The sequence below is a fragment of the Tolypothrix tenuis PCC 7101 genome (assembly GCF_963874875.1).
Taxonomy (GTDB): domain Bacteria; phylum Cyanobacteriota; class Cyanobacteriia; order Cyanobacteriales; family Nostocaceae; genus Aulosira; species Aulosira tenue.
Window position 1 is genome coordinate 6,272,919 of sequence record NZ_CAWNJS010000001.1, and the last position, 20,320, is coordinate 6,293,238.

Consider the following 20,320-nt stretch of genomic DNA (forward strand, 5'->3'; position numbering starts at 1 on the left):
TAGAATGTAATGATGTAGTTTATCCTTATCCTTCCTTCGCAATCAAACTTTCCATTGCTTTTTGTAAATCATTAGTAAAATCTGTGACAGCTTGCTTTGCACCCACACGATTAGCCTTATATGTCGGGTATCTCTCAGAAATAGATATGGGTTCACCTATAGTAATTTTCACTTTTTGTTTACCCAATTGTGGACGACGCAAGGGGTCATTATTACCTTGAATTTTCTTCACCATATCTCTTAACAATAAGGTGGTTTCGGCAAACCTTTCTACTGAAGGTTTGTCTTTGATATAGCTACCAGAAACAGCAACAAAACTTTCCACTAATCGCATATGCCACATTCTGCGATTGGCTTCTTCGGCAACGCGATCGCCTAAGGCTCGTTCTATGGGAGATAATAATTTCAAATCCTTAAAGTCTTCTCTAAAGATATAATTCCAGCCAGCTTGCTCTAAGCGGCGACAACGATCATTCCAAGCACCTTTAGGCGGTAAGTCAAAATACTGCTCTGATATTTGTAACGCTACGTGCATCAATGCTTCTAACCTAGCTTTTAAAGCTTCATTGCGATCGCCTCCTTCATGAGATGCAACCATTGCTTCTGGTAGCTTTTGATGATAAAAGCGCTTATAGAAGTCTTCCATCAGCGTTAATAAATGTTCTGCCAATGTCAACAAGCGGGGATAAAGGGACTCAATTGTGGCACTATTGCCATTTTCTGAGGGATTTATTGGTAACCCGCTAGCTGCTTCTAATTCGCTGATAAGTTGTGCGATCGCACTCCAAGGGGCAGCAACGTAACTATATTTAAGCCCAACTGGTACAATGTAAACCTGCTCAGAGCGTCCAGCTTTGTGCAAATCTTCAGCACACCAAAAGCCTAATTGAGCAATACCTGGTTCTAAGGGACTCATTATCTCTGATAAACCATTAGTTGCTCCTTCTGGCGCAGCCGCCATTGGTAATTTGCCATTGGCGAATAAATCCCGCGCCGAACGTAAGCCATTCCAGTCGGCTTTGCCGCGTTGGATGGGAGTACCGCCTAAATGCGAAGCCAGCCAGCCAATGTGTTCACCTGCCCACAGAGGAATGCCGCGATCGTAGATAAAATGAGCATGAATTGGAGTTTGGATTTTTATATCTTTTTCTCGTGCTACCTGCGGCACGAGTTGCGAAAGTAAGTAGCCTAAACAAAGAGGATCTTCCGTTTTTGGGTGGCGAAATGCTAACAAAAACCGAATCTTACCTTCCTGAAACTGATGATAGAGATCCGCTAAAATTTCTACGTTGTCTGCTTCAATGTGGGTAATCGCTGTTTTCCAGCTAATTATGCTGGGTAATAACAGATGCGCCGCTTGCAGAAGTAAAGGGTTGAGTTTCGGCGGGATAAATTCTAAAGGTGGTTGTGCTTGGTAAATTCCGGTAGTCAAGATATTTTTCTCCTAAATATGGGGGACTGGGGATTGGGGATTAGGGACTGGGGACTGGGATTTTGACTCTTGTACAGACGCGATTCATCGCGTCTCTCCTGATTCATCGCGTCTCTCCCGATTAATTGCGTCTCTCCAACTCAGCACTCACAAAGATAAAGCATGAAACTTGATACTTTATACTTCATACCTAATGAAGTGAGTGAACAAATTGTAGTAATTGCAGCTTTATATTTCATACTTCATACTTCATCCTTCATAATTCATTAAGTGTTTTGGGAAAGGGAATAAACGATGCGACTGTCACAAATGTTATTCGTTACACTACGGGATGATCCAGCTGATGCGGAAATTCCCAGTCATAAATTATTACTACGTGCAGGTTATATTCGTCGCATCGGTAGCGGAGTTTATGCTTATTTACCACTGATGTGGCGGGTATTGCAAAAGGTTTCCCAGATTGTGCGCGAAGAAATGAACGCCACAGGCGCGCAAGAATGTTTGTTACCACAATTACAACCTGCTGAGTTGTGGAAAGAATCAGGACGCTGGGATACTTATACCAAAGCTGAGGGTATTATGTTTTCCCTCATTGACCGTCGAGAGCAACAATTGGGATTAGGCCCCACCCATGAAGAAGTAATTACGACGATCGCGCGTGATATGATTCGCTCTTACCGTCAGCTACCTCAGCATCTCTACCAAATTCAAACCAAATTCCGCGATGAAATTCGTCCCCGCTTTGGTTTGATGCGCGGACGTGAATTTATCATGAAGGATGGCTATTCTTTCCATGTCGATGAAGAAAGCCTCAAAGCCACCTACCAAGATATGTACCAGGCTTACAGCAATATGCTGCGCCGTTCTGGTTTAGCTTTCCGTGCAGTTGAAGCTGATTCTGGCGCAATTGGTGGTTCTGGTTCTACAGAATTTATGGTGCTGGCGGATGCGGGAGAAGATGAAGTTCTCTACACCGAAGATGGAAAATACGCCGCCAATGTGGAAAAAGCTGTTTCATTAAGCGCTGATGCTGTCACCTCACAGTTTATCGCCCATGAGAAACGCGAGACACCAGGAACAGATACGATTGACACAGTTTGTAAATTCCTCAACTGTTCTCCTACTCAAGTAGTAAAGAATGTTCTTTACCAAACAGTTTATGACAATGGCAAAACGGTTTTAGTTTTGGTCAGTATTAGAGGCGATCAAGAAGTTAACGAAGTTAAATTGCAAAACGAATTAACTAAGTTAGCTGCTAATTATGATGCCAAAACTATTATTGCTTTAACTGTACCCAGTGCTGAAACCCAACAAACATGGGCAGCAAAATCTCTACCTTTAGGCTATATTGCCCCTGATATTGCGGATGAATATATTCAAGGTAATCAACAGATACATTCCCAGTTTTTACGCTTTGTCGATAAAACAGCCGTTGATTTAAAAAACTTTGTCACAGGAGCCAACGAGACTGGCTATCACGTAGTTGGCGCGAATTGGGGTGAGCAATTTAAATTACCAGAATTAGTAGTAGATATTCGTAAAGCCAGACCAGGCGATCGCGCTCTTCATAACCCAGAGCAAACCTTACAAAGCGCTAGAGGAATCGAGGTAGGACACATCTTCCAATTAGGGACAAAGTACTCTGTAGCGATGGGTGCAACTTATACCAACGAACAAGGGGAAGAAAAACCTTTAGTGATGGGTTGTTATGGCGTAGGTGTATCGCGATTAGCACAATCAGCCGTCGAGCAATCCTACGATAAAGATGGAATTATTTGGCCAGTAGCGATCGCACCCTATCATGCAATTGTCACAATTCCTAACATTAAAGATGCTCAACAAATAGAAATCGCCGAAAAACTCTACAAAGAACTAAATCAAGCCGGAATTGAAACTTTACTCGATGACCGCGATGAACGGGCAGGAGTAAAATTCAAAGATGCCGATTTAATCGGTATACCTTACAGAATCGTCACAGGCAGAGCGATCGCCAACGGCAAAGTAGAAGTTGTAGAAAGAGCTACTCGTAAATCTCAAGAAATTGACATTAACGAAGTGATCGGTACAATCAAACAGTGGATTACCGAGGCTATAAGCTAGGGACTGGGGACTGGGGACTGGGGACTGGGGACTAGGGACTAGGGACTAGGGACTGGGTTCAAAAAACTTCTTCCAATTACTAATTACCAATTACCAATTACCAATTAACAATTACCCAATCCCCATTACCCCTTATCCCCAGAGGGGGCCCCGAGTTCCCCAATCCCCAATCCCCAATCCCCAATCCCCAATCCCCAATCCCCAATCCCCAACCCCCAGATAGGTGACGTAATAAAACTACGAATCTAAAATTAAGGTAGTTACTGCGGAAAGAGACATGGCGGCATTGTTGATATAAATAGCCATACTCTAAGTGTTTGGAAACTCCCCAATTAAGTACCGACTTTAATCAGGCTGCTCTTCCCACACAAACCATCTCAGCCCTCAGTCAAGCAGGTTTTGAATATGAAAGACCAATCTAATCGTAATTCTTCCGGTGTAATAGCTGCTGTGTCCGCAGCTGTGGTAGCAGTCAGTGGCGGCGTTGCTTGGCTTACTTTACACTCCCAAAATCCGCCCACACCTTCCCCAGCTTCACAATCATTAACCCAGCCAGGAAAGCCCTCAACTGTACAGCCTGGACAAGAGCAAAGTGCTAATGTCTATTGGCTGAAAGACAACGGCAAAAATTTAGAATTAGCTCCCCAACCAGTCAAAATAGCTGCTGCTCAACCTAACCAAGTTGTAGAAAAGGCTATGCAAAACTTATTAGCAGGCCCAACTGAAGGAGCAGAATCTACCACAATTCCCAAAGGCACCAAATTACTAGGTGTGAAAGTTAACAATGATGAAGTTCATGTTAATTTATCTGAAGAATTTACCAGTGGTGGTGGTAGCAGCTCGATGATGGGTCGTGTAGGACAAGTAGTCTACACTGCAACCACAGCAAATCCCACAGCCAAGGTTTACATTGAAGTCAATGGCAAGGAGTTGGATGTGCTAGGTGGCGAAGGCGTAGAGTTACAACAGCCACTCACACGTGACCAATTTAAAAATAATTATCCACTTTAATGTCAGTTGTCATTAGTCATTGGACAAATGACAAATGACAAACTACTAATTTAACGCTTACCATTCAATAAACGAAAATTATGGGCTTGCTGTTCTAACCTAGTAGCTAGGCGATCGCAAACCCGATTACATAATTCAAAAATCATTTCGTCTTCGACCCGGTAGTAGGCGCAAGTTCCTTCACTGCGGCGGCTAAGAATACCTGCTTGCCACATTACCTTCAGGTGTTTTGAGACGTTGGCCTGCGAAGTCTGTGTTGCCTCTACCAACTCTTGCACGCATTTTTCTTCATCCCGTAATAAGTGCAACAGCCGAAGGCGCATCGGTTCACTTAACAGGCTGAAGTATTCTGCTACTTGTTGCATCACTTCTGGTGGTATAGGCAACACTTGTTTCATCAGGATTAACCCGCAAGGACTGAAAATGAGAAAAAAATGACTTGCGTCATAATATAGATTAATACTTAATCAGGGTTAATTCGCATTAAAGGTTGACCATATTCTACAGGTTCACCATTTTGCACCAAAATTTCCATGACCTGACCAGATACTTCAGCCTCAATTTCGTTCATCAGCTTCATGGCTTCGATGATGCAGACTGTTTGACCACTGCGGACGCGATCGCCCACTTCCACAAATGGGGCTTCACCTGGAGCAGGCGCACGGTAAAATGTTCCTACCATTGGTGAAGGAACTTCTACTAATCTTTTATCAATTGCTGAGGGAGAATTGCCAGCCAACTGCACACCAGAACCAGTGGCATTATTATCCAAGACGCGATTTGTAGCCGTCTCCACTGTCGATACAGTCTGGGGTGCAGCCACTGATGTTAATCCCAAACCAACCACACCGCCTGATGCTGCTTGGCTGACTGACACCATTTGATTGCTAAAACTTACAGCTTTACGCACTGTCAGCTCAAAGTCTTCGCTTTTGAGCGTGACTTCGGCAATATCTGTTTGTGCAATAGTTGCTAGCAGTTGGCGAATTTCATTAAAGTCCAATGGCACAGTTTTTATTACCTCGACCTGTACGTAAAGAATAATGTTAAGTGTGGCAGGGATTTAATCCCTAAAATAGGGATTGAAATCGGGATTACTCTCAAAAGAGATAATAATTATTCCCTGCCTAAATATTTATCGTCACGGGTATCTATCTTGATGCGTTCGCCTTGAGCGATAAACAAGGGAACCATGATAGTTGCACCAGTTTCTAGAATTGCTGGTTTTGTACCACCTGTTGCAGTGTCACCTTTAACACCTGGATCTGTTTGCACAATTTCTAAAACCACAGAGTTAGGCAGTTCCACTTCTAGAACTTGCTCACCCCAACGGATGACGTTAACTTCCATACCTTCTTTGAGGTATTTTACGCGATCGCCAATTTGCGTTGCGGTTAATCTGCCTTCTTCGTAGCTTTCCATATCCATAAAGACGAATTCATCACCTTCTTTATAGGTATGTTGCATTGTGACTTTTTCTAGAGTTGCTTGCGGTACAGTTTCCCCCGCACGGAAAGTTCTTTCTAGAACTTTGCCGCTTTGGACATTTTTCAGCGTTGTCCGCACAAACGCCGAACCTTTACCTGGCTTAACGTGGAGGAAATCAATTACCCGCCATACAGACCCATCTAAAACAATTGAGACACCGGGTCGAAAGTCGTTACTGGAGATCATGAAGCTTTCAAATTTTGGAAGACAATCGGCATTTATTGTACCCCTCTAGGGTCGTCATTGGTTATTAGTCATGGGAATTGGGCATTGAGTAATGGGTAATGGGTAATGGGTAATTGGTAATTGGTAATTGCTACCCTCATCTCCCTTATCCCCCTAGTCCCCAGTCCCTAATCCCCAATCCCTAATCCCCTAATCCCCAATCCCTAATCCGTAGTCCCTAATACTGTGGGAAGATAATTTATGGGTTATGTCCAGTCAACAATTTGATGCTGCATTTAAGCCATACCATGTTTAACTTATTAAAATCCTGGCTGAAGAACAGCCTCATGGCAATACTGCTGGTAACAATATTTTTAGGCATAAGTACAGCTGCGTGGACTCCCTCCAGTAGCGCCGCCCTACCAGCTGGGAATGCAATCACTGACGGCAGATCTCTGTTGCGGTATGCACTCCCGATAAAGAATGAACCTGTGCGGCAACTGCAAGCCAGTTTAGAAGATATCTCCAACCAACTGCGGGCAAATCGGCGGTGGGGAAATATTTCCAAAGACTTAAGCAAAGCATCACGGTCTCTCGATCAATCCTCCAAAATCCTAGCAAGCGTTCCCGAAGAACGCCAACCCCAAGCCGAAGCTTGGATTAAGGATTTACAATCTGGCGTGAATAATTTGCAGGAATTAGTCAAAGTTAAAGATAAAGAAAAAATCCAAGGGGAACGCGATCGCCTCCTGAACATTGTGAATCTTCTCGAAGAGTCAATGGTCAAGGAATTTCCTTTTGAAGTTCCTCAGGAGTACAGTAACCTACCTCAACTTAAAGGTAGAGCAACTGTGGATATCAAAACCAATAAAGGCAACCTTACCGTTGTGGTAGATGGTTATAGCGCTCCTGTAACTGCTGGTAACTTTGTGGATTTGGTACAACGTGGTTTTTATAATGGTTTAGAATTCACCCGTTCCGAAGAATCTTACTTTTTACAAACTGGCGATCCTCCAGGAAAAGAAGTAGGTTTTATCGACCCCAAAACTGGTAAATATCGTGCTATTCCGTTAGAAGTCCTTGTACAAGGCGATAAAGCTCCCACATACGGCATTACTCTAGAAGATGCTGGGCGTTATCTCGATATGCCAGTTCTGCCATTTTCTTCTTTTGGTGCAGTAGTCATGGCCCGTCCGGAAACTCAGGTAAATGGCGCTTCCTCGCAATTTTTCTTCTTCCTGTTTGAACCAGAACTCACCCCAGCCGGACGTAACCTATTAGATGGTCGTTACTCCGTTTTTGGTTATTTAACTGAGGGTAAAGAAGTTTTGGACATACTCAAGGCGGGTGACAAAATTGAATCTGCTACTGTTGTTCAAGGCATAGAAAATTTAGTGCAGCCACAAGCAGCATAAAAGGATGAAGTATGAAGGATGAAGTGTGAAGTCTTGCATTTCATCTTTCAACTGAGATTTCCAGAATTCAAAACTAGATCAACTGCGATCGCTAATTCGGGAAAAGTCTGCGATACAATCTGCTGAGAGCCAGTAAATACAGTCTCTTCGTAAAGTCCTTCTTCCAGCAATAAAACCGTAATTTTCGCCATTAAGGGGTCTACAATCCAATACTCTGGTACTTCCAAAGCCGCGTATTCAGAGCGTTTATAGCGATAGTCTCGTTTCACTGAATCTGGACTAACTACCTCTACAATCAACAATGGTGGTGACTGAAATACTAATGACACATTCATCAATTCTTTTGCTTGCTCCAGCGTCACCACAGATAAATCAGTCAATCTAGATTTATTTCTACCTGTTCTCACGCCGCTTTCCCGAAAACACAGCCAAGGCAAATTCAACCTTTTGATTTCTGATTTCAACAAAGTATCCAAGAAATCCACAATCAAGAAATGTTCAATTGTTGGTGGGTTCATTAGCTCTAACCTGCCATCCACCAGTTCATAATGAAAACCTGTACCATCATCATAGGTTAAGTACTCTTCAAAAGTGATACTGGTTACTGGTGTAGCGACCATCTCCACTAACTCCTAGACAATACCCTTATCGTAACTATAAGTAGCCATCATTCCCGGCGTAAAGCAGGATAGATAAAACTTTTGTCGTGATGTCAAGGGTCAAGAGTCAAGGGTCAAAAGTCAAAAGTTATTTTTACTCTTCCTTCTGGTGTCTCATTACCCATTACCCAATCCCTAATCCCCAGTCCCCACTGTGAAAAATGAGTCATCTTCCTTGCAAGTAAAAGATATTGGCGAACAAGGTCTGTTAGCCATATTGCAGCGCTTTTGTCCGCAAGAAATTATTGGCGATGATGCAGCTGTGCTTGTCACTACACCAGAACAATCTTGGGTAGTGACAACCGATGTCTTAGTTGATAATGTGCATTTTAGTCATGTCACGACCTCCCCAGAAGATGCTGGCTGGCGGGCGGTGGCAGCTAATTTATCAGACTTGGCGGCGATGGGCGCTACACCTCTGGGGATCACTGTGGGATTAGGGCTTCCAGGGGATATAAGTGTCAATTGGGTTGAGCGCTTGTACCAAGGAATGACAGAATGCTTGCAAAAGTACAATACGCCAATTGTAGGTGGTGATATTGTGCGATCGCCTGTGACGACGCTGTCAATTACCGCTTTTGGTCAAGCCTACCCCCATCAAATTATCCGTCGCTCTGCGGCAAAAGTAGGAGATGCGATCGCAATTACAGGTGTACATGGAGCCTCTCGCGCAGGCTTAGAGCTGCTCTTAAATCCGGAAATAGGACAAAACCTCAAAGATACAGACAAGGCGGCTTTAATCACCGCACACCAGCGTCCCCAGCCACGATTAGATGTCTTACCCATCCTCTGGAATATCTTCAATTCGCAATCCCAAATCCCAAATCTAAAATCTAAAATTGCTGTTGCGGGGATGGACAGCAGCGATGGTTTGGCTGATGCTGTTTTACAAATCTGTCGTGCTAGTAATGTTGGCGCTATTCTGGAAGCCAAGCACATTCCTTTACCACCAGCATTTACTAACTGGCTAACCCCAGAACAAGCTATAAATTATGCCTTATACGGCGGCGAAGATTTTGAATTAGTGCTGTGTTTACCACCAGATGTTGCATCAGCCTTAGTCGCACAAATAGGTCAAGATGCAGCAATTATTGGCACGATTACATCAGAAACAAAAGTACTATTACACCATGAAAATACAGAAATCCCTGACCAAACTTTAAATCTGAATCAGGGATTTCAACATTTTTAGTAATTAGTCATTTGTGGAAATACAAATGACTAATGACAAATAACTAATGACAAATTACTGCCATTTTTCAGCTACGAGTTCAGCCAAATCGAGAACTCGTTGGCTGTAACCCCACTCGTTATCGTACCAAGCCATGACTTTTACTAAGTCATTACCCATAACCAGGGTCAAGCTAGCATCAACAATTGAAGAAGCATCGGTACCTTGGTAATCCGATGAAACTAGTTGTAGTTCGCTGTAATCCAAAATTCCTTTAAGTGGCCCTTCGGCAGCATCTTTGAGGGCTTGGTTAACTTCTTCAGTAATAGTACGCTTCTCAACCTGAACTACGAAATCTACCATTGAGACGTTTGGGGTAGGTACACGTAAGGCAACACCATTTAGCTTGCCTTTCAGGTCTGGGATCACTAGTGCTACTGCCTTTGCCGCACCAGTAGAGGTCGGTACAATGTTGATGGCTGCTGCCCTAGCACGGCGGACATCACGGTGAGAAGCGTCTAGCAAGCGCTGGTCACCTGTGTAGCTGTGAGTGGTGGTCATCGTACCTTTGATGATGCCAAATTTTTCATTTAAAACTTTGGCGATCGGAGCCAAGCAATTTGTGGTACAGCTAGCATTACTGATGATGTGGTGTTTGTTGTGGTCATAATCGTGATGATTCACACCAATCACAAAGGTGCCATCTTCATTTTTGCCAGGAGCAGTAATCAAAACTTTTTTGGCTCCAGCATTGACGTGCTTGAGCGCTCCTTCTTTGCTGGTGAAAACACCAGTTGCTTCGATAATTAGGTCAATTCCCCAATCTCTCCAGGGCAAGTTTTCTGGATTGCGATCAGATACACATTTAATTGTTTTACCGTTAACGGTTATAGAGTTATCATCAGCTGAAATGTCAACATCCTTTAACTTTCCTAACATCGAGTCATACTTCAGCAGGTGAGCGTTAGTTCTCGGGTCGGATGTGTCATTGATAGCCACAAGGTCGATGTTGCTATTCTTTCTACCCACCCAACAGCGTGCAAAGTTCCGCCCAATTCGCCCGAAACCGTTGATTGCGACTCTAATCACAGTGTCTTGCCCTCTGTATTTATGCCTATAAGTTTATATCGTTGACCCCAATCATATCGCAAAGGGGGGGAGCATTAATAACCACAAAGTGTAAGATCCAGAAAAAAAACACATAATTTATTCAGATTTATTTTGCGTAAAGGTTGTGAGCAGCAATGTAAACCCGCACAGGTTCTGCAACTAAATATCTAATAGATTGGCGTTCGCGAATTAATTGACGAATAAGACTTGACGAAACTCCTACTAAAGGTATATGCAATAGTTGCCAGTCAATGATGATTGACTGATTTCTCAGTTGATGCTCGACTTGCTTGCAGATTAACTCACTTTGAGCTATATTCTCACCACCAAGGAGTCTAGGTGCAATCAACCAATCACACATCTGTGTGAGTTCATGTCTACGGTGCCAACGGGGTAAGGTTTGGAAAGTATCCAAACCCACAATCCAGTACCAGTGAGTATTGGGATAATCAGCAGCTAAATCGATCAGGGTGTTGATAGCGTAGGATGTTTCAGGGGTATTTACTTCAATTAGTGAAACCGTAAAAGCCGGGTTGTCTTTTGTCGCTAGCTTAAGCATTTCTAAGCGATGCTGAAACGCAACCGCTTGTTTATGGGGAGGATTTAGTGACGGTACCCAAATTATCTGTTCGACAGGGACTTGATGCAAAGCTGTTTCGGCTATGAGCAAGTGTCCCCAATGAACAGGATCAAATGTGCCACCAAAAATTGCTAGTTGCTGCATCCACTTAAGTTCGGAATTCTATTCAATTTCAGAAAAGTTTCATTATCAATGTACTATTGTAGTCAACTCAAGCCTAAGGTTTATGTCATTTAAAAGCGACTTAACCAAAAATGTACTATTGTAGCCAATTCTAGTAAGGACAAGAAAAATATGTATTTCTCATTACAAGAATTTCTTTCCCGATGTGGCGGAAATTTTCCGAATAATCATAAGATAAACTTCAGAAATTACAAAAACCTCTAACGAAGGTAAAATCATTCTCAACAAAAAAAAGCAGAGGGGAAAAATTTACGAAAACCCAAAAATTAAATACATACAGGAGTAGTTACAGTAAAAATCAAATTCCTGTTATGATACGCGTGTCATTTGTGATTATGGTGTGGTGTGGTGTAAGAGGAGTAATCAATGAGTAATAATTCTGTAGATTTTAGCGGTAGACCATTTCATTTCATTGGGATCGGCGGTATAGGAATGTCTGCTCTGGCATACGTTCTTGCTAAACGTCAATTACCAGTATCAGGTTCAGATTTACGCCCGAACCACATAACAAGAAAATTAGAATCTATCGGCACACATATTTTTAGTAGACAAGAGGCAAGTAATCTCGAATTCTTTCGACCTCTAGTATCTTCAGGAGTAGGATTAAACTCACGCTTAGAATCAAATAGCAGTAACAACACAACACTGCCGCAAGTAATTTGTTCAACAGCAATTAACACTACTAATTTAGAATACAAAGCAGCAATAGAATTGGGATGCCCAATTTTACATCGTTCAGATGTACTAGCTGCTTTAATTGCTGATTACCATAGCATTGCTGTGGCGGGCACCCACGGGAAAACTACAACCAGCAGTATGATTGGCTATATGCTGCTGCAAGCTGGTTTAGATCCAACTATTTTGGTGGGTGGCGAAGTCAATGCTTGGGAAGGCAATGCCAGATTGGGAGAAAGTCGGTATTTAGTTGCAGAGGCAGATGAATCAGATGGTTCTTTGGTAAAACACGCTCCAGCAATTGGTGTGATTACTAATATTGAACTAGATCATCCCGACCATTATGAAACATTAGAAGAAGTTGTTAATATCTTCCAAGAGTTTGCTCAAGGATGCCAAACCTTAATAGGTAGCATTGATTGTGCAACAGTGCGCGATCGCCTAAAACCCACAATTAGCTACAGCCTACACCCCGATAGCAACGCTGACTATACTGTCACTAACATTGACCATCGTGCTGATGGTACTACTGCCTTAGTTTGGGAACGCGGCAAAGCTTTAGGAATGCTGAATTTGCGACTGCTCGGTCGGCACAACCTCAGCAACGCTCTCGCATCTGTAGCTGTTGGTCGATTTGTAGGTCTAGAATTTGGAGAAATTGCTAAAGGGATTGCCACCTTTGAAGGTGCAAGACGGCGCTTTGAGTTTCGCGGTGAAGTTGATGGTATCACCTTTATCGATGACTACGCTCATCACCCCAGCGAAATTCGTGCTACTCTCGCAGCGGCCCGCCTGCAAGCAAGGCCAGGGCAAAGAGTTGTGGCGATTTTCCAACCCCATCGCTATAGTCGCACACTGACCTTTTTAGCAGAATTTGCAGAATCCTTTACTCATGCTGATTTGGTAGTGCTAACTGATATTTACAGTGCTGGAGAACCTAATTTAGGGCAAGTCAGCGGTGAAATGTTAGCAGCAGCAATTGCGAAGCAGCATTCACAGGTTGTCTATCAACCTACCTTGAGTGCAGTTGGCGAATATCTACTCAAAGCTTTGCGTCCAGGGGATTTAGCGCTGTTTCTCGGTGCTGGAAACTTGAATCAGACAATTCCTGATGTGATTGCGACACTGCGCGAACCAGCAACAGCCACATCGTAAATTTTGGACAATGACTAGGTTTCATTAGGGAAACAAGTATCCTTGTTACCTGGTAATCTTTTCGCAAAATTTTATAGTTAAGCCGTATTGTTACGGCGGAAAAATGTAAAAATTTTACTCAATCGACCGAAAGATGACAATCTCCCAGGCAGCTGGCAGCGTCTGCACAGTTTCTACTTTAACTTCAGAGAAACAGGAAACAGCTAATTCCGTCACTAGTCAGGTAATTTGCTTGCCTGACACTGATTGTGCAATCAAACCCCAAGCTTCCTTGTCAGCGTTTACTTCCTATAGGGTGGGTGGAGCTGCTGAATTGTATGTAGCCCCCCGCAACGTAGAAGCACTGCAAGCAAGCATGAAGTATGCAAAAGAACATGAGATTCCAGTGACGATACTGGGTGCAGGTTCTAATTTATTAGTGAGCGATCGCGGTTTACCCGGCTTAGTGATTGCCACTCGTCATTTACGATATAGCCACTTTGACCCCGCAACAGGGCAATTAACCGTCGCTGCGGGCGAATCAATTCCCAGCTTGGCATGGCAAGCCGCAGATTTAGGTTGGGAAGGCCTAGAATGGGCGGTTGGTATCCCGGGAACCGTTGGTGGCGCTGTTGTCATGAATGCTGGGGCCCACCATAGCTGTACCGCAGATATGTTAGTCAGCGCTCAGGTCTTGTCACCTGATGGCACAATCGAAACTCTGACTCCAGAGCAGTTAGGTTATGCCTACCGCACTTCATTATTACAAGGTAGCAATCGCATAGTCACCCAAGCTACTTTTCAACTGCGTCCTGGCGCTGACCCAGCAACAGTAATTGCAGTCACCAAGGAACATAAACAACACCGACTGAGCACCCAACCCTACAACTACCCTAGTTGTGGTAGCGTCTTCCGCAATCCCAAACCTTACTCTGCAGGCTGGTTAATTGAACAATCAGGGTTAAAAGGTTTTCAAATTGGGGGAGCGCAAGTTGCACAACTCCACGCTAATTTTATCGTTAACCGTGGTGGGGCAAAAGCTAGCGATATCTTCTCCCTGATCCGTCATATTCAGCACCAAGTGCAAGACCAGTGGTCAATTTGGTTAGAGCCAGAAGTCAAAATGCTGGGAGACTTTCAATTAGCTTGTTGATCGGGAGATATCAAGACTAGAGGCTAGTCAAGCTCTGCGGCAGTCAACGCTTTTTGCTGGTTTTTGAGCCAGGATCATCCCTAATCACTAGCCCCTAGCCCCTTATCCTCATCCGTAGCATTAATTATCAGTAAAAAAATAGGCAATTTGCCTACCGCATCTATAATTGAATTTGATTTGTTATTGAACGCACACGCGGGCTATTTATTATGACAGGAAAAGGACAGGGTTTCGGCTTTGGCTTGGGAAAAATGAAAGAACTGGCCGAAGCTTTCAAAAAAGCGCAGCAAGTTCAAGAAGGCGCAAAGCGGCTCCAAGAAGAGTTGGAGCAAATGGAGATTCAAGGAGAGTCTGGCGGTGGTCTGATCAAGGTAATTGTCAGTGGCAACCAAGAACCCAAGCGCGTGGAAATCTCTCCAGAAGCTTTGGGAGAAGGTGCAGAAGTACTGTCCGATTTGGTAACAGTAGCCATGAAAGATGCTTACAACAAGTCCACAGCTACCATGCGGGAACGCATGGAAGATTTGACCAGTGGACTAGAACTGCCGGGATTTTAGTCATTAGTCGTTAGTCATTCGTCATTAGTCCTAAATCATAATAGTTGTGGACAAATGACAAATGACTAAGGACAAAGGACACAAGATATTTATGCCCTACAAGCTACTATTTGTCTGCCTGGGTAATATCTGCCGCTCGCCATCGGCAGAAAATATCATGAATCATCTCATCGAACAGGCAGGCTTGAGCGATGAGATTATTTGCGATTCTGCTGGTACCTCCAGCTATCACATTGGTAGCCCACCTGACCGTCGTATGAGTGCTGCGGCTGCTAAAAAATTAGGGATTAAACTGCGCGGTCATGCTCGCCAGTTCCAGAAATCTGATTTTCAAGATTTTGACTTGATTTTGGCGATGGATCGGGAAAATTACGACAATATATTGGCTTTGGCTGCCACACCGCAAGACCGCGATCGCGTCCATTTAATGTGTGATTTTTGTTCTCGCTATACCTTAAAAGAAGTGCCTGACCCTTATTACGGTGGTAGTGACGGCTTCGAGCAAGTAATTGATTTACTGGTTGATGCTTGTGAAGGTCTGCTTAAATATGTTTTAAGTCAGCAAGCACGCACTTAAACTGTGGATGCGAAATCAGAGTATTAATTCACAGCAATTTTTCTGATTTATCAGAAGGTAAAAATATCTCTTCTTACTGATGACTGAAGTCAGAGACCTGGGACATTGATTTACAGAGTGTAATATTGGTCTATCTGACTCAGCACTTCCTCGGTAATCTACACAATCTTTTATTCTACTAGACCATGCTTCATGGCAAACCGTACCAGTTCGGCGCGGTTACTTGTTGCTGTTTTCCTCAATAAATTACTCACGTACTTTTCTACAGTCCGCGCACTCAGATGTAACTGATGACCCATTTCGGCATTTGAAAGCCCATGAGTTAAAAGTTCTAACACTTCTTGTTCTCTAGATGTGAGATCTGAGATCATTGGCGATTTCTGAACTTTAGTCATTTGAGATGGCTGGGCTGTCATTGGTTTTGTTGACTGAGAATTGCCCAAATTTTCTTGTTCAGAAAAACGGTACTCTGATTGAATAATTTGCGATCGCTCTAACAAATTGCGAATAGCAGCGGCTAACTCTTCTAGCTCAAAAGGTTTGGGTAAGTACAAATCACACCCCGATTGATATCCCAGAATCCTTTCCTGAGTCTTTGTCCGCGCTGTTAATAAAATTACAGGTAATAAACGGAACTTTGGTTGTTGACGTACTCGGCGCACCAACTCATAGCCATTCATTCGTGGCATGACAATATCGGTGACAATTAGATCGGGATGATACTCTTCCACCATCAACAAAGCCTCTTGACCGTCATTAGCGGTGATTACTGAATAGCCAGAGAGTTCAAGATAATCACTAATAGACAGACGAGTGCCCAGATCATCATCCACTACAAGGATCATCAAGGGCATGGACAGTACACCCCTAGCATTGGTTTGACTTGGCAATTGACTTTTAGGAGCACTATTAGTGAACACAGGCGATAATAGTGTGTTCTTATGTTTCATACTATGACAGGTTTAACAATTAATTACTGCCTCAGGACTGATTTATTAAGAAAAACTTAAATCTTTAGAAATTGTTAAAGAAATGTAACACGCCCTGAAATTTTATTAATGGAGAACTGTAGAAAATTTTGTACTTCATCACAAATAACCACAACGTTAGAGTAATCTTTTACCTTACTGTAAATTACAATCTACTAAATCAACAGTCCGATTGAGGCAAAAGTTGGCAGAAAATTCTAACTTGAAAATAGCGTTGACTATTGGCTGTTGACTGGGAAGAGAGATTTTCATGTTTAGTTGGGGTTTTTTGCGTTGAAGGGTTAGTTTTAGCAGTGAAAAAAGCTAAATTAATAGGATGAGTCTGATATCCATAGTCACCAGATATAGTGGTTTAATATAGCCCCGATAAATTTCTCAGCTAGTTCAAAGATTATTTAGATAAATTTTACTACCGTATAATTTTCAATGAGCGACAAGAGCGAAAGTTACAAAGTAATTAGCGACAATCGTCAAGCCCGTTATTTGTATGAAATCCTAGAAACTTACGAAGCTGGAATTCAGTTAACGGGAACCGAGGTTAAGTCCATTCGTGCAGGTAAGGTGAATCTCCAAGATGGCTATGCTTTAATTCGCAATGGCGAAGCATGGTTAATCAACGTGCATATTTCTCCTTATGTTGCTAGTGGGCAATATTTTAATCATGAACCACGCCGTACACGAAAACTATTACTACATCGTCAAGAACTCCGCAAGCTAATTGGCAAAGTAGAACAGCAAGGTTTAACTTTAGTTCCCTTAAAAATGTACTTCAAACGCGGTTGGGTAAAAGTTAGTATAGCCCTTGGCAAAGGTAAAAAGCTCCACGACAAGCGCGACGACCTCAAACGGCGACAAGACCAACGCGACATTCAACGCGCGATCAAAAATTATTAACAAGATTGAGAAGGTAGGAGGAAGCAAAAAAATTAGATAAAGGACTCCAAAGAAAAAATATCCCATTGCTTTGTAAACAGGGATATAGGGCAGAGACGCGATAAATCGCGTCTCAACGGGCATAAAAGAGTAAAATTTATTTTTGACATTTCCAGAATAAAAATTAGGGAGTCAGTTGTATAAGTGGGTTAGCTACCTTGAATTGCTAGGAATCTTGGAACCTTAGTGACTTGGTTTTGCACTAGGGTACATTTTTTTCTCTGCAAGATGTGACACGACGGTAGTATGTGTTCCCTTAAAAATATTTTTATTTTCTTATAAGTAAATTTAATTGTACTTTTCTCAATATTCAGGGGAGATTTCAAACTTGTTTACTGTTACTTCTTTCCTGCTTTTATATATCTCGAGTGTGAGTTAGAAAACTTCTGAGGTTATCGCTGCAGATTGATTTTCTTCATGTTGAGACTCGATACAGTGGTGAGTAACTTTGGAAGGGATGAGGAACTTACAACATGACACGGAATTTAACTAAAGTACTTGGTACTGGTGTTCTGACATTAAGTATGGGCATTTTAACCTTAACTTCACCTGTAAAAGCCCAAACCACTAGCGACCCTGGAACTAGCACCGGAACCACCACCACAGCACCAACTACAACAACTTACGATCGCAATGATTTTGATTGGGGTTGGTTGGGTTTACTGGGTCTGTTAGGTTTAGCTGGTTTGACAGGTAAAAGACGTGATGACGAACCAACCCGTTATCGCGATCCCAGTACTCCAGGTGCTAGTACCTACAGAGAGTAAACAATCGATTTTTGGGGTTTCAATATGGTTCGGTTAAGGGGAAAAAATAAAGGGTGAATTCAAAGATGCACCCTTTTTCCCAAATTACAAGCGATATGAAAAATAATTAACCGAACCTGAGTGTTAGTAGCTTGCCTGACAATTTGGTATGTTCAGCTGGCGGAAGGTTCAGAGTTAGTTGAATTCAACTCAGAAGTCCTATTTTTAGCTAAAGGTGTCCAGTAGCTAGCAACCAAGCCTACCAATAGCCACCAAATACTGTTCACTTCCGGACGGAACCAGACTGTATCAAAAGTACCATGAGCCAGCATACCGAGCATGGAAGCGATCGCCCCAATTAACCAAAATCCCTCGATATTGCCTATCTGGCGCAATCTTTGGAGTTGTAAGTAGCCAGTATTGAAGGTGACAATTAATAGCCACACAAAACAGCCTAAACCAACAAAGCCTGTTTCTACAGCAATTTCTAGCAAAATTGAATAAGCACTCAAAGCGCTATAACGGGGCTGTTGATAAAGGGGATAGATTTTATTAAAAGCATTATGACCAGGGCCAATACCTAAAACTGGGCGATCGCCAATCATCTTGAAGACAGCATCCCAAACATTGCGCCGGAAGTTATTACTGCTATCTTGACGGTCAGCAAAAATACTGAAAATCCGCAGGCGTAATGGCTCAATAAATATTACTCCTAGCAGCAATACTCCTAATAACCCACCAATCAGAATTGGCAGCGACCAAGTCCGCCAAAAAGGCGGCATTTGCAAACTTCGCCAATAAATTAGCAATGCCAATGTAGTTAATACTGCAACTACTAAACCAATCCAACCACCACGGCTAAAAGTTAGTACTAGACAGGAGGCGTTAACAATTAACGCTGTTACTGCTAAAGCCTTCTTATACCAGCTTTGCCATGCAAAAATTGCCACCAAGCTAAAAATTACTGCGGGAAGAAGATATCCAGCCAATAAATTGGGATTGCCTAAATAACTGTAGACCCTGGTAGTTTTCGACAAAGGCGATTCTGGATCTGTCCAGGTTGCTAATGGCGGTGCGCCAAAAAACCATTGCCGCATTCCATAGACGCTCACAATTAGCGACACGTGGAGATACAAGGCTATCAACCAAGCACGCAAGCGAGACGACCTCAGTACCCTGGCACAAAGCGCAAATAGCACCAAATACAGTGTTAGGGTGACGAAATCGTTCAAGGCCGCTTTTTTTACTGGTGAGAATGCTGTTGCTATTGCTGCAATTGCCCAGTAAAGCAGTACCAACAGGTGGATGGGTGTCAATGATGAGGAATTTGTTGGTGTTGCTTCATCTGATAAAGTTAGCAATAGCCAAAATACTCCACAAGCTGCTAACAACAAGCCGAGTAAGGTAGTAGAAACAAAGGGAGCTAGGCAATATATGATGCTCAGTAAGGCAGCTGCGATCGTGTCTCCCCACTGTAGCAAGATACTACTTTGCCGCCACGAAGATAACAGACCTACGATAGATCTGTAGAGGTAGCTAGTAGCAAAATATTCTTTGACCGTCAAAGACGATAGAGTGAATTGTTGCCAGACTAAATTCATAAAAAACGCCGTGAGCAATTAGCACGCCCGCTTAGGACTTGGACTTAATCATAATGCGGGTAGAAATAAAATGGTAATCAAGCAAATTGTCAATGGAGAATTTGATTAACAGTCCATCATCATTATTCAGTACTGATGACTTGTAACCAGGGACTATTGCCCATAATCTGACAAATTTACTTGCGTGCTAGTTTTCACAGCTATTTAGTCATTAAAGAAATACAGTACTGATTGTTGAGTAAAAAAAATTTATGTTCATTCCCTATATTTTAGATACCAGCTTTTTGATGGAGGAGCTATGCGATCGCGTGCGCGGGTCTAAATTAAAAATAGGGGCTAGGGAATAAAGATTTTCATATTTGGTTGTTGCTTGTTCCTATTATGAGTTGGGGAAAAGGATGTAAGGATTTAGGGAATATTCCTTTTTTATGCTGATTTATGACATTTTTTGGGAATTGCTGATTGGAAAAAGTGCGATATTACTGAACTATTACTGAACTATAAATCTTAGTCTCTAGTACTGCTACGTTGAATGCATGATGACCTTTCTACAAGGGTTGCAGTCGTTGGGAAGTGGTGATTTTTTCGCCGTGCTGTACTAGTCCCTTTTTCATAATTCCAGATATAAACAGTTTGTGACG

Annotated in this window: 19 protein-coding genes; 10 read left to right on the forward strand and 9 right to left on the reverse strand. The window is 42.7% G+C overall.

The features are described from left to right. Positions 1 to 25: 25 nt before the first annotated feature. Positions 26 to 1,432, reverse strand: a complete 1,407-nt coding sequence (locus tag AACU25_RS24845) for a glycerol acyltransferase (protein WP_096580228.1) — start codon at positions 1,430 to 1,432, stop codon at positions 26 to 28. A gap of 294 nt (positions 1,433 to 1,726) precedes the next feature. On the opposite strand from AACU25_RS24845, the gene AACU25_RS24850 reads away from it, so the two are divergent. Together AACU25_RS24850 and AACU25_RS24855 are read left to right on the forward strand one after the other, a co-directional pair. Then, the gene (locus AACU25_RS24850; protein WP_096580230.1) at positions 1,727 to 3,532 is read left to right on the forward strand and encodes a proline--tRNA ligase; all 1,806 of its coding nucleotides are present in this window, start codon (positions 1,727 to 1,729) and stop codon (positions 3,530 to 3,532) included. 405 nt (positions 3,533 to 3,937) lie between these two features. Beyond that, a complete protein-coding gene (locus tag AACU25_RS24855; protein ID WP_096580232.1) occupies positions 3,938 to 4,543 on the forward strand; it encodes a GerMN domain-containing protein in 606 nt (201 codons plus the stop codon). Positions 4,544 to 4,593: 50 nt separating this feature from the next. Here the strand turns inward: AACU25_RS24855 and AACU25_RS24860 are convergent, their stop codons facing one another. From AACU25_RS24860 to efp, 3 genes are all read right to left on the reverse strand, one after another. Further along, positions 4,594 to 4,941: an ArsR/SmtB family transcription factor gene (locus tag AACU25_RS24860; RefSeq protein ID WP_045871040.1), complete on the reverse strand. Its 348-nt coding sequence runs from the start codon at positions 4,939 to 4,941 to the stop codon at positions 4,594 to 4,596. Positions 4,942 to 5,006: 65 nt separating this feature from the next. Beyond that, positions 5,007 to 5,552, reverse strand: coding sequence for an acetyl-CoA carboxylase biotin carboxyl carrier protein (gene accB / locus AACU25_RS24865; RefSeq protein ID WP_096580234.1), 546 nt, complete (start codon positions 5,550 to 5,552; stop codon positions 5,007 to 5,009). 107 nt (positions 5,553 to 5,659) lie between these two features. Then, complete coding sequence (gene efp / locus AACU25_RS24870; protein WP_096580236.1) at positions 5,660 to 6,217, reverse strand: elongation factor P; 558 nt, start codon at positions 6,215 to 6,217, stop codon at positions 5,660 to 5,662. Positions 6,218 to 6,504: 287 nt separating this feature from the next. Between efp and AACU25_RS24875 the strand changes: the two genes are divergently transcribed. Then, positions 6,505 to 7,611 carry a peptidylprolyl isomerase gene (locus tag AACU25_RS24875; RefSeq protein ID WP_096584004.1) on the forward strand — a complete coding sequence of 369 codons (1,107 nt, stop codon included), beginning with the start codon at positions 6,505 to 6,507 and terminating at the stop codon, positions 7,609 to 7,611. Between the two features lie 47 nt (positions 7,612 to 7,658). Here AACU25_RS24875 and AACU25_RS24880 read toward each other — a convergent pair whose 3' ends face one another. Continuing rightward, complete coding sequence (locus AACU25_RS24880) at positions 7,659 to 8,231, reverse strand: Uma2 family endonuclease (protein ID WP_096580238.1); 573 nt, start codon at positions 8,229 to 8,231, stop codon at positions 7,659 to 7,661. Positions 8,232 to 8,424: 193 nt separating this feature from the next. On the opposite strand from AACU25_RS24880, the gene thiL reads away from it, so the two are divergent. Next, positions 8,425 to 9,462, forward strand: coding sequence for a thiamine-phosphate kinase (gene thiL, locus AACU25_RS24885; protein ID WP_096580240.1), 1,038 nt, complete (start codon positions 8,425 to 8,427; stop codon positions 9,460 to 9,462). Positions 9,463 to 9,516: 54 nt separating this feature from the next. Here thiL and AACU25_RS24890 read toward each other — a convergent pair whose 3' ends face one another. Both AACU25_RS24890 and nadD read right to left on the reverse strand, forming a co-directional pair. Continuing rightward, positions 9,517 to 10,530, reverse strand: coding sequence for a type I glyceraldehyde-3-phosphate dehydrogenase (locus tag AACU25_RS24890; RefSeq protein ID WP_096580242.1), 1,014 nt, complete (start codon positions 10,528 to 10,530; stop codon positions 9,517 to 9,519). Between the two features lie 127 nt (positions 10,531 to 10,657). After that, positions 10,658 to 11,275: a nicotinate (nicotinamide) nucleotide adenylyltransferase gene (gene nadD, locus AACU25_RS24895; RefSeq protein ID WP_096580244.1), complete on the reverse strand. Its 618-nt coding sequence runs from the start codon at positions 11,273 to 11,275 to the stop codon at positions 10,658 to 10,660. 405 nt (positions 11,276 to 11,680) lie between these two features. On the opposite strand from nadD, the gene murC reads away from it, so the two are divergent. The 4 genes from murC (at position 11,681) to AACU25_RS24915 (ending at position 15,410) form a co-directional block, all read left to right on the forward strand. Then, positions 11,681 to 13,144, forward strand: coding sequence for a UDP-N-acetylmuramate--L-alanine ligase (gene murC, locus AACU25_RS24900; protein WP_096580246.1), 1,464 nt, complete (start codon positions 11,681 to 11,683; stop codon positions 13,142 to 13,144). Between the two features lie 133 nt (positions 13,145 to 13,277). Beyond that, positions 13,278 to 14,276: a UDP-N-acetylmuramate dehydrogenase gene (gene murB / locus AACU25_RS24905; RefSeq protein WP_096580248.1), complete on the forward strand. Its 999-nt coding sequence runs from the start codon at positions 13,278 to 13,280 to the stop codon at positions 14,274 to 14,276. A gap of 209 nt (positions 14,277 to 14,485) precedes the next feature. Continuing rightward, positions 14,486 to 14,833: a YbaB/EbfC family nucleoid-associated protein gene (locus tag AACU25_RS24910; RefSeq protein WP_045871031.1), complete on the forward strand. Its 348-nt coding sequence runs from the start codon at positions 14,486 to 14,488 to the stop codon at positions 14,831 to 14,833. Between the two features lie 91 nt (positions 14,834 to 14,924). Next, complete coding sequence (locus tag AACU25_RS24915) at positions 14,925 to 15,410, forward strand: low molecular weight protein-tyrosine-phosphatase (RefSeq protein WP_096580250.1); 486 nt, start codon at positions 14,925 to 14,927, stop codon at positions 15,408 to 15,410. 170 nt (positions 15,411 to 15,580) lie between these two features. Here the strand turns inward: AACU25_RS24915 and AACU25_RS24920 are convergent, their stop codons facing one another. Next, on the reverse strand, positions 15,581 to 16,264 hold the full coding sequence (locus AACU25_RS24920; protein ID WP_096584007.1) for a response regulator: 684 nt from the start codon (positions 16,262 to 16,264) through the stop codon (positions 15,581 to 15,583). 561 nt (positions 16,265 to 16,825) lie between these two features. Between AACU25_RS24920 and smpB the strand changes: the two genes are divergently transcribed. Both smpB and AACU25_RS24930 read left to right on the forward strand, forming a co-directional pair. Further along, positions 16,826 to 17,293: an SsrA-binding protein SmpB gene (gene smpB, locus AACU25_RS24925; RefSeq protein WP_096580252.1), complete on the forward strand. Its 468-nt coding sequence runs from the start codon at positions 16,826 to 16,828 to the stop codon at positions 17,291 to 17,293. Positions 17,294 to 17,805: 512 nt separating this feature from the next. Beyond that, positions 17,806 to 18,099, forward strand: coding sequence for a WGxxGxxG family protein (locus AACU25_RS24930; protein ID WP_096580254.1), 294 nt, complete (start codon positions 17,806 to 17,808; stop codon positions 18,097 to 18,099). Positions 18,100 to 18,251: 152 nt separating this feature from the next. Here AACU25_RS24930 and AACU25_RS24935 read toward each other — a convergent pair whose 3' ends face one another. Further along, a complete protein-coding gene (locus AACU25_RS24935) occupies positions 18,252 to 19,679 on the reverse strand; it encodes an IctB family putative bicarbonate transporter (protein ID WP_096580256.1) in 1,428 nt (475 codons plus the stop codon). Positions 19,680 to 20,320: the final 641 nt, after the last annotated feature.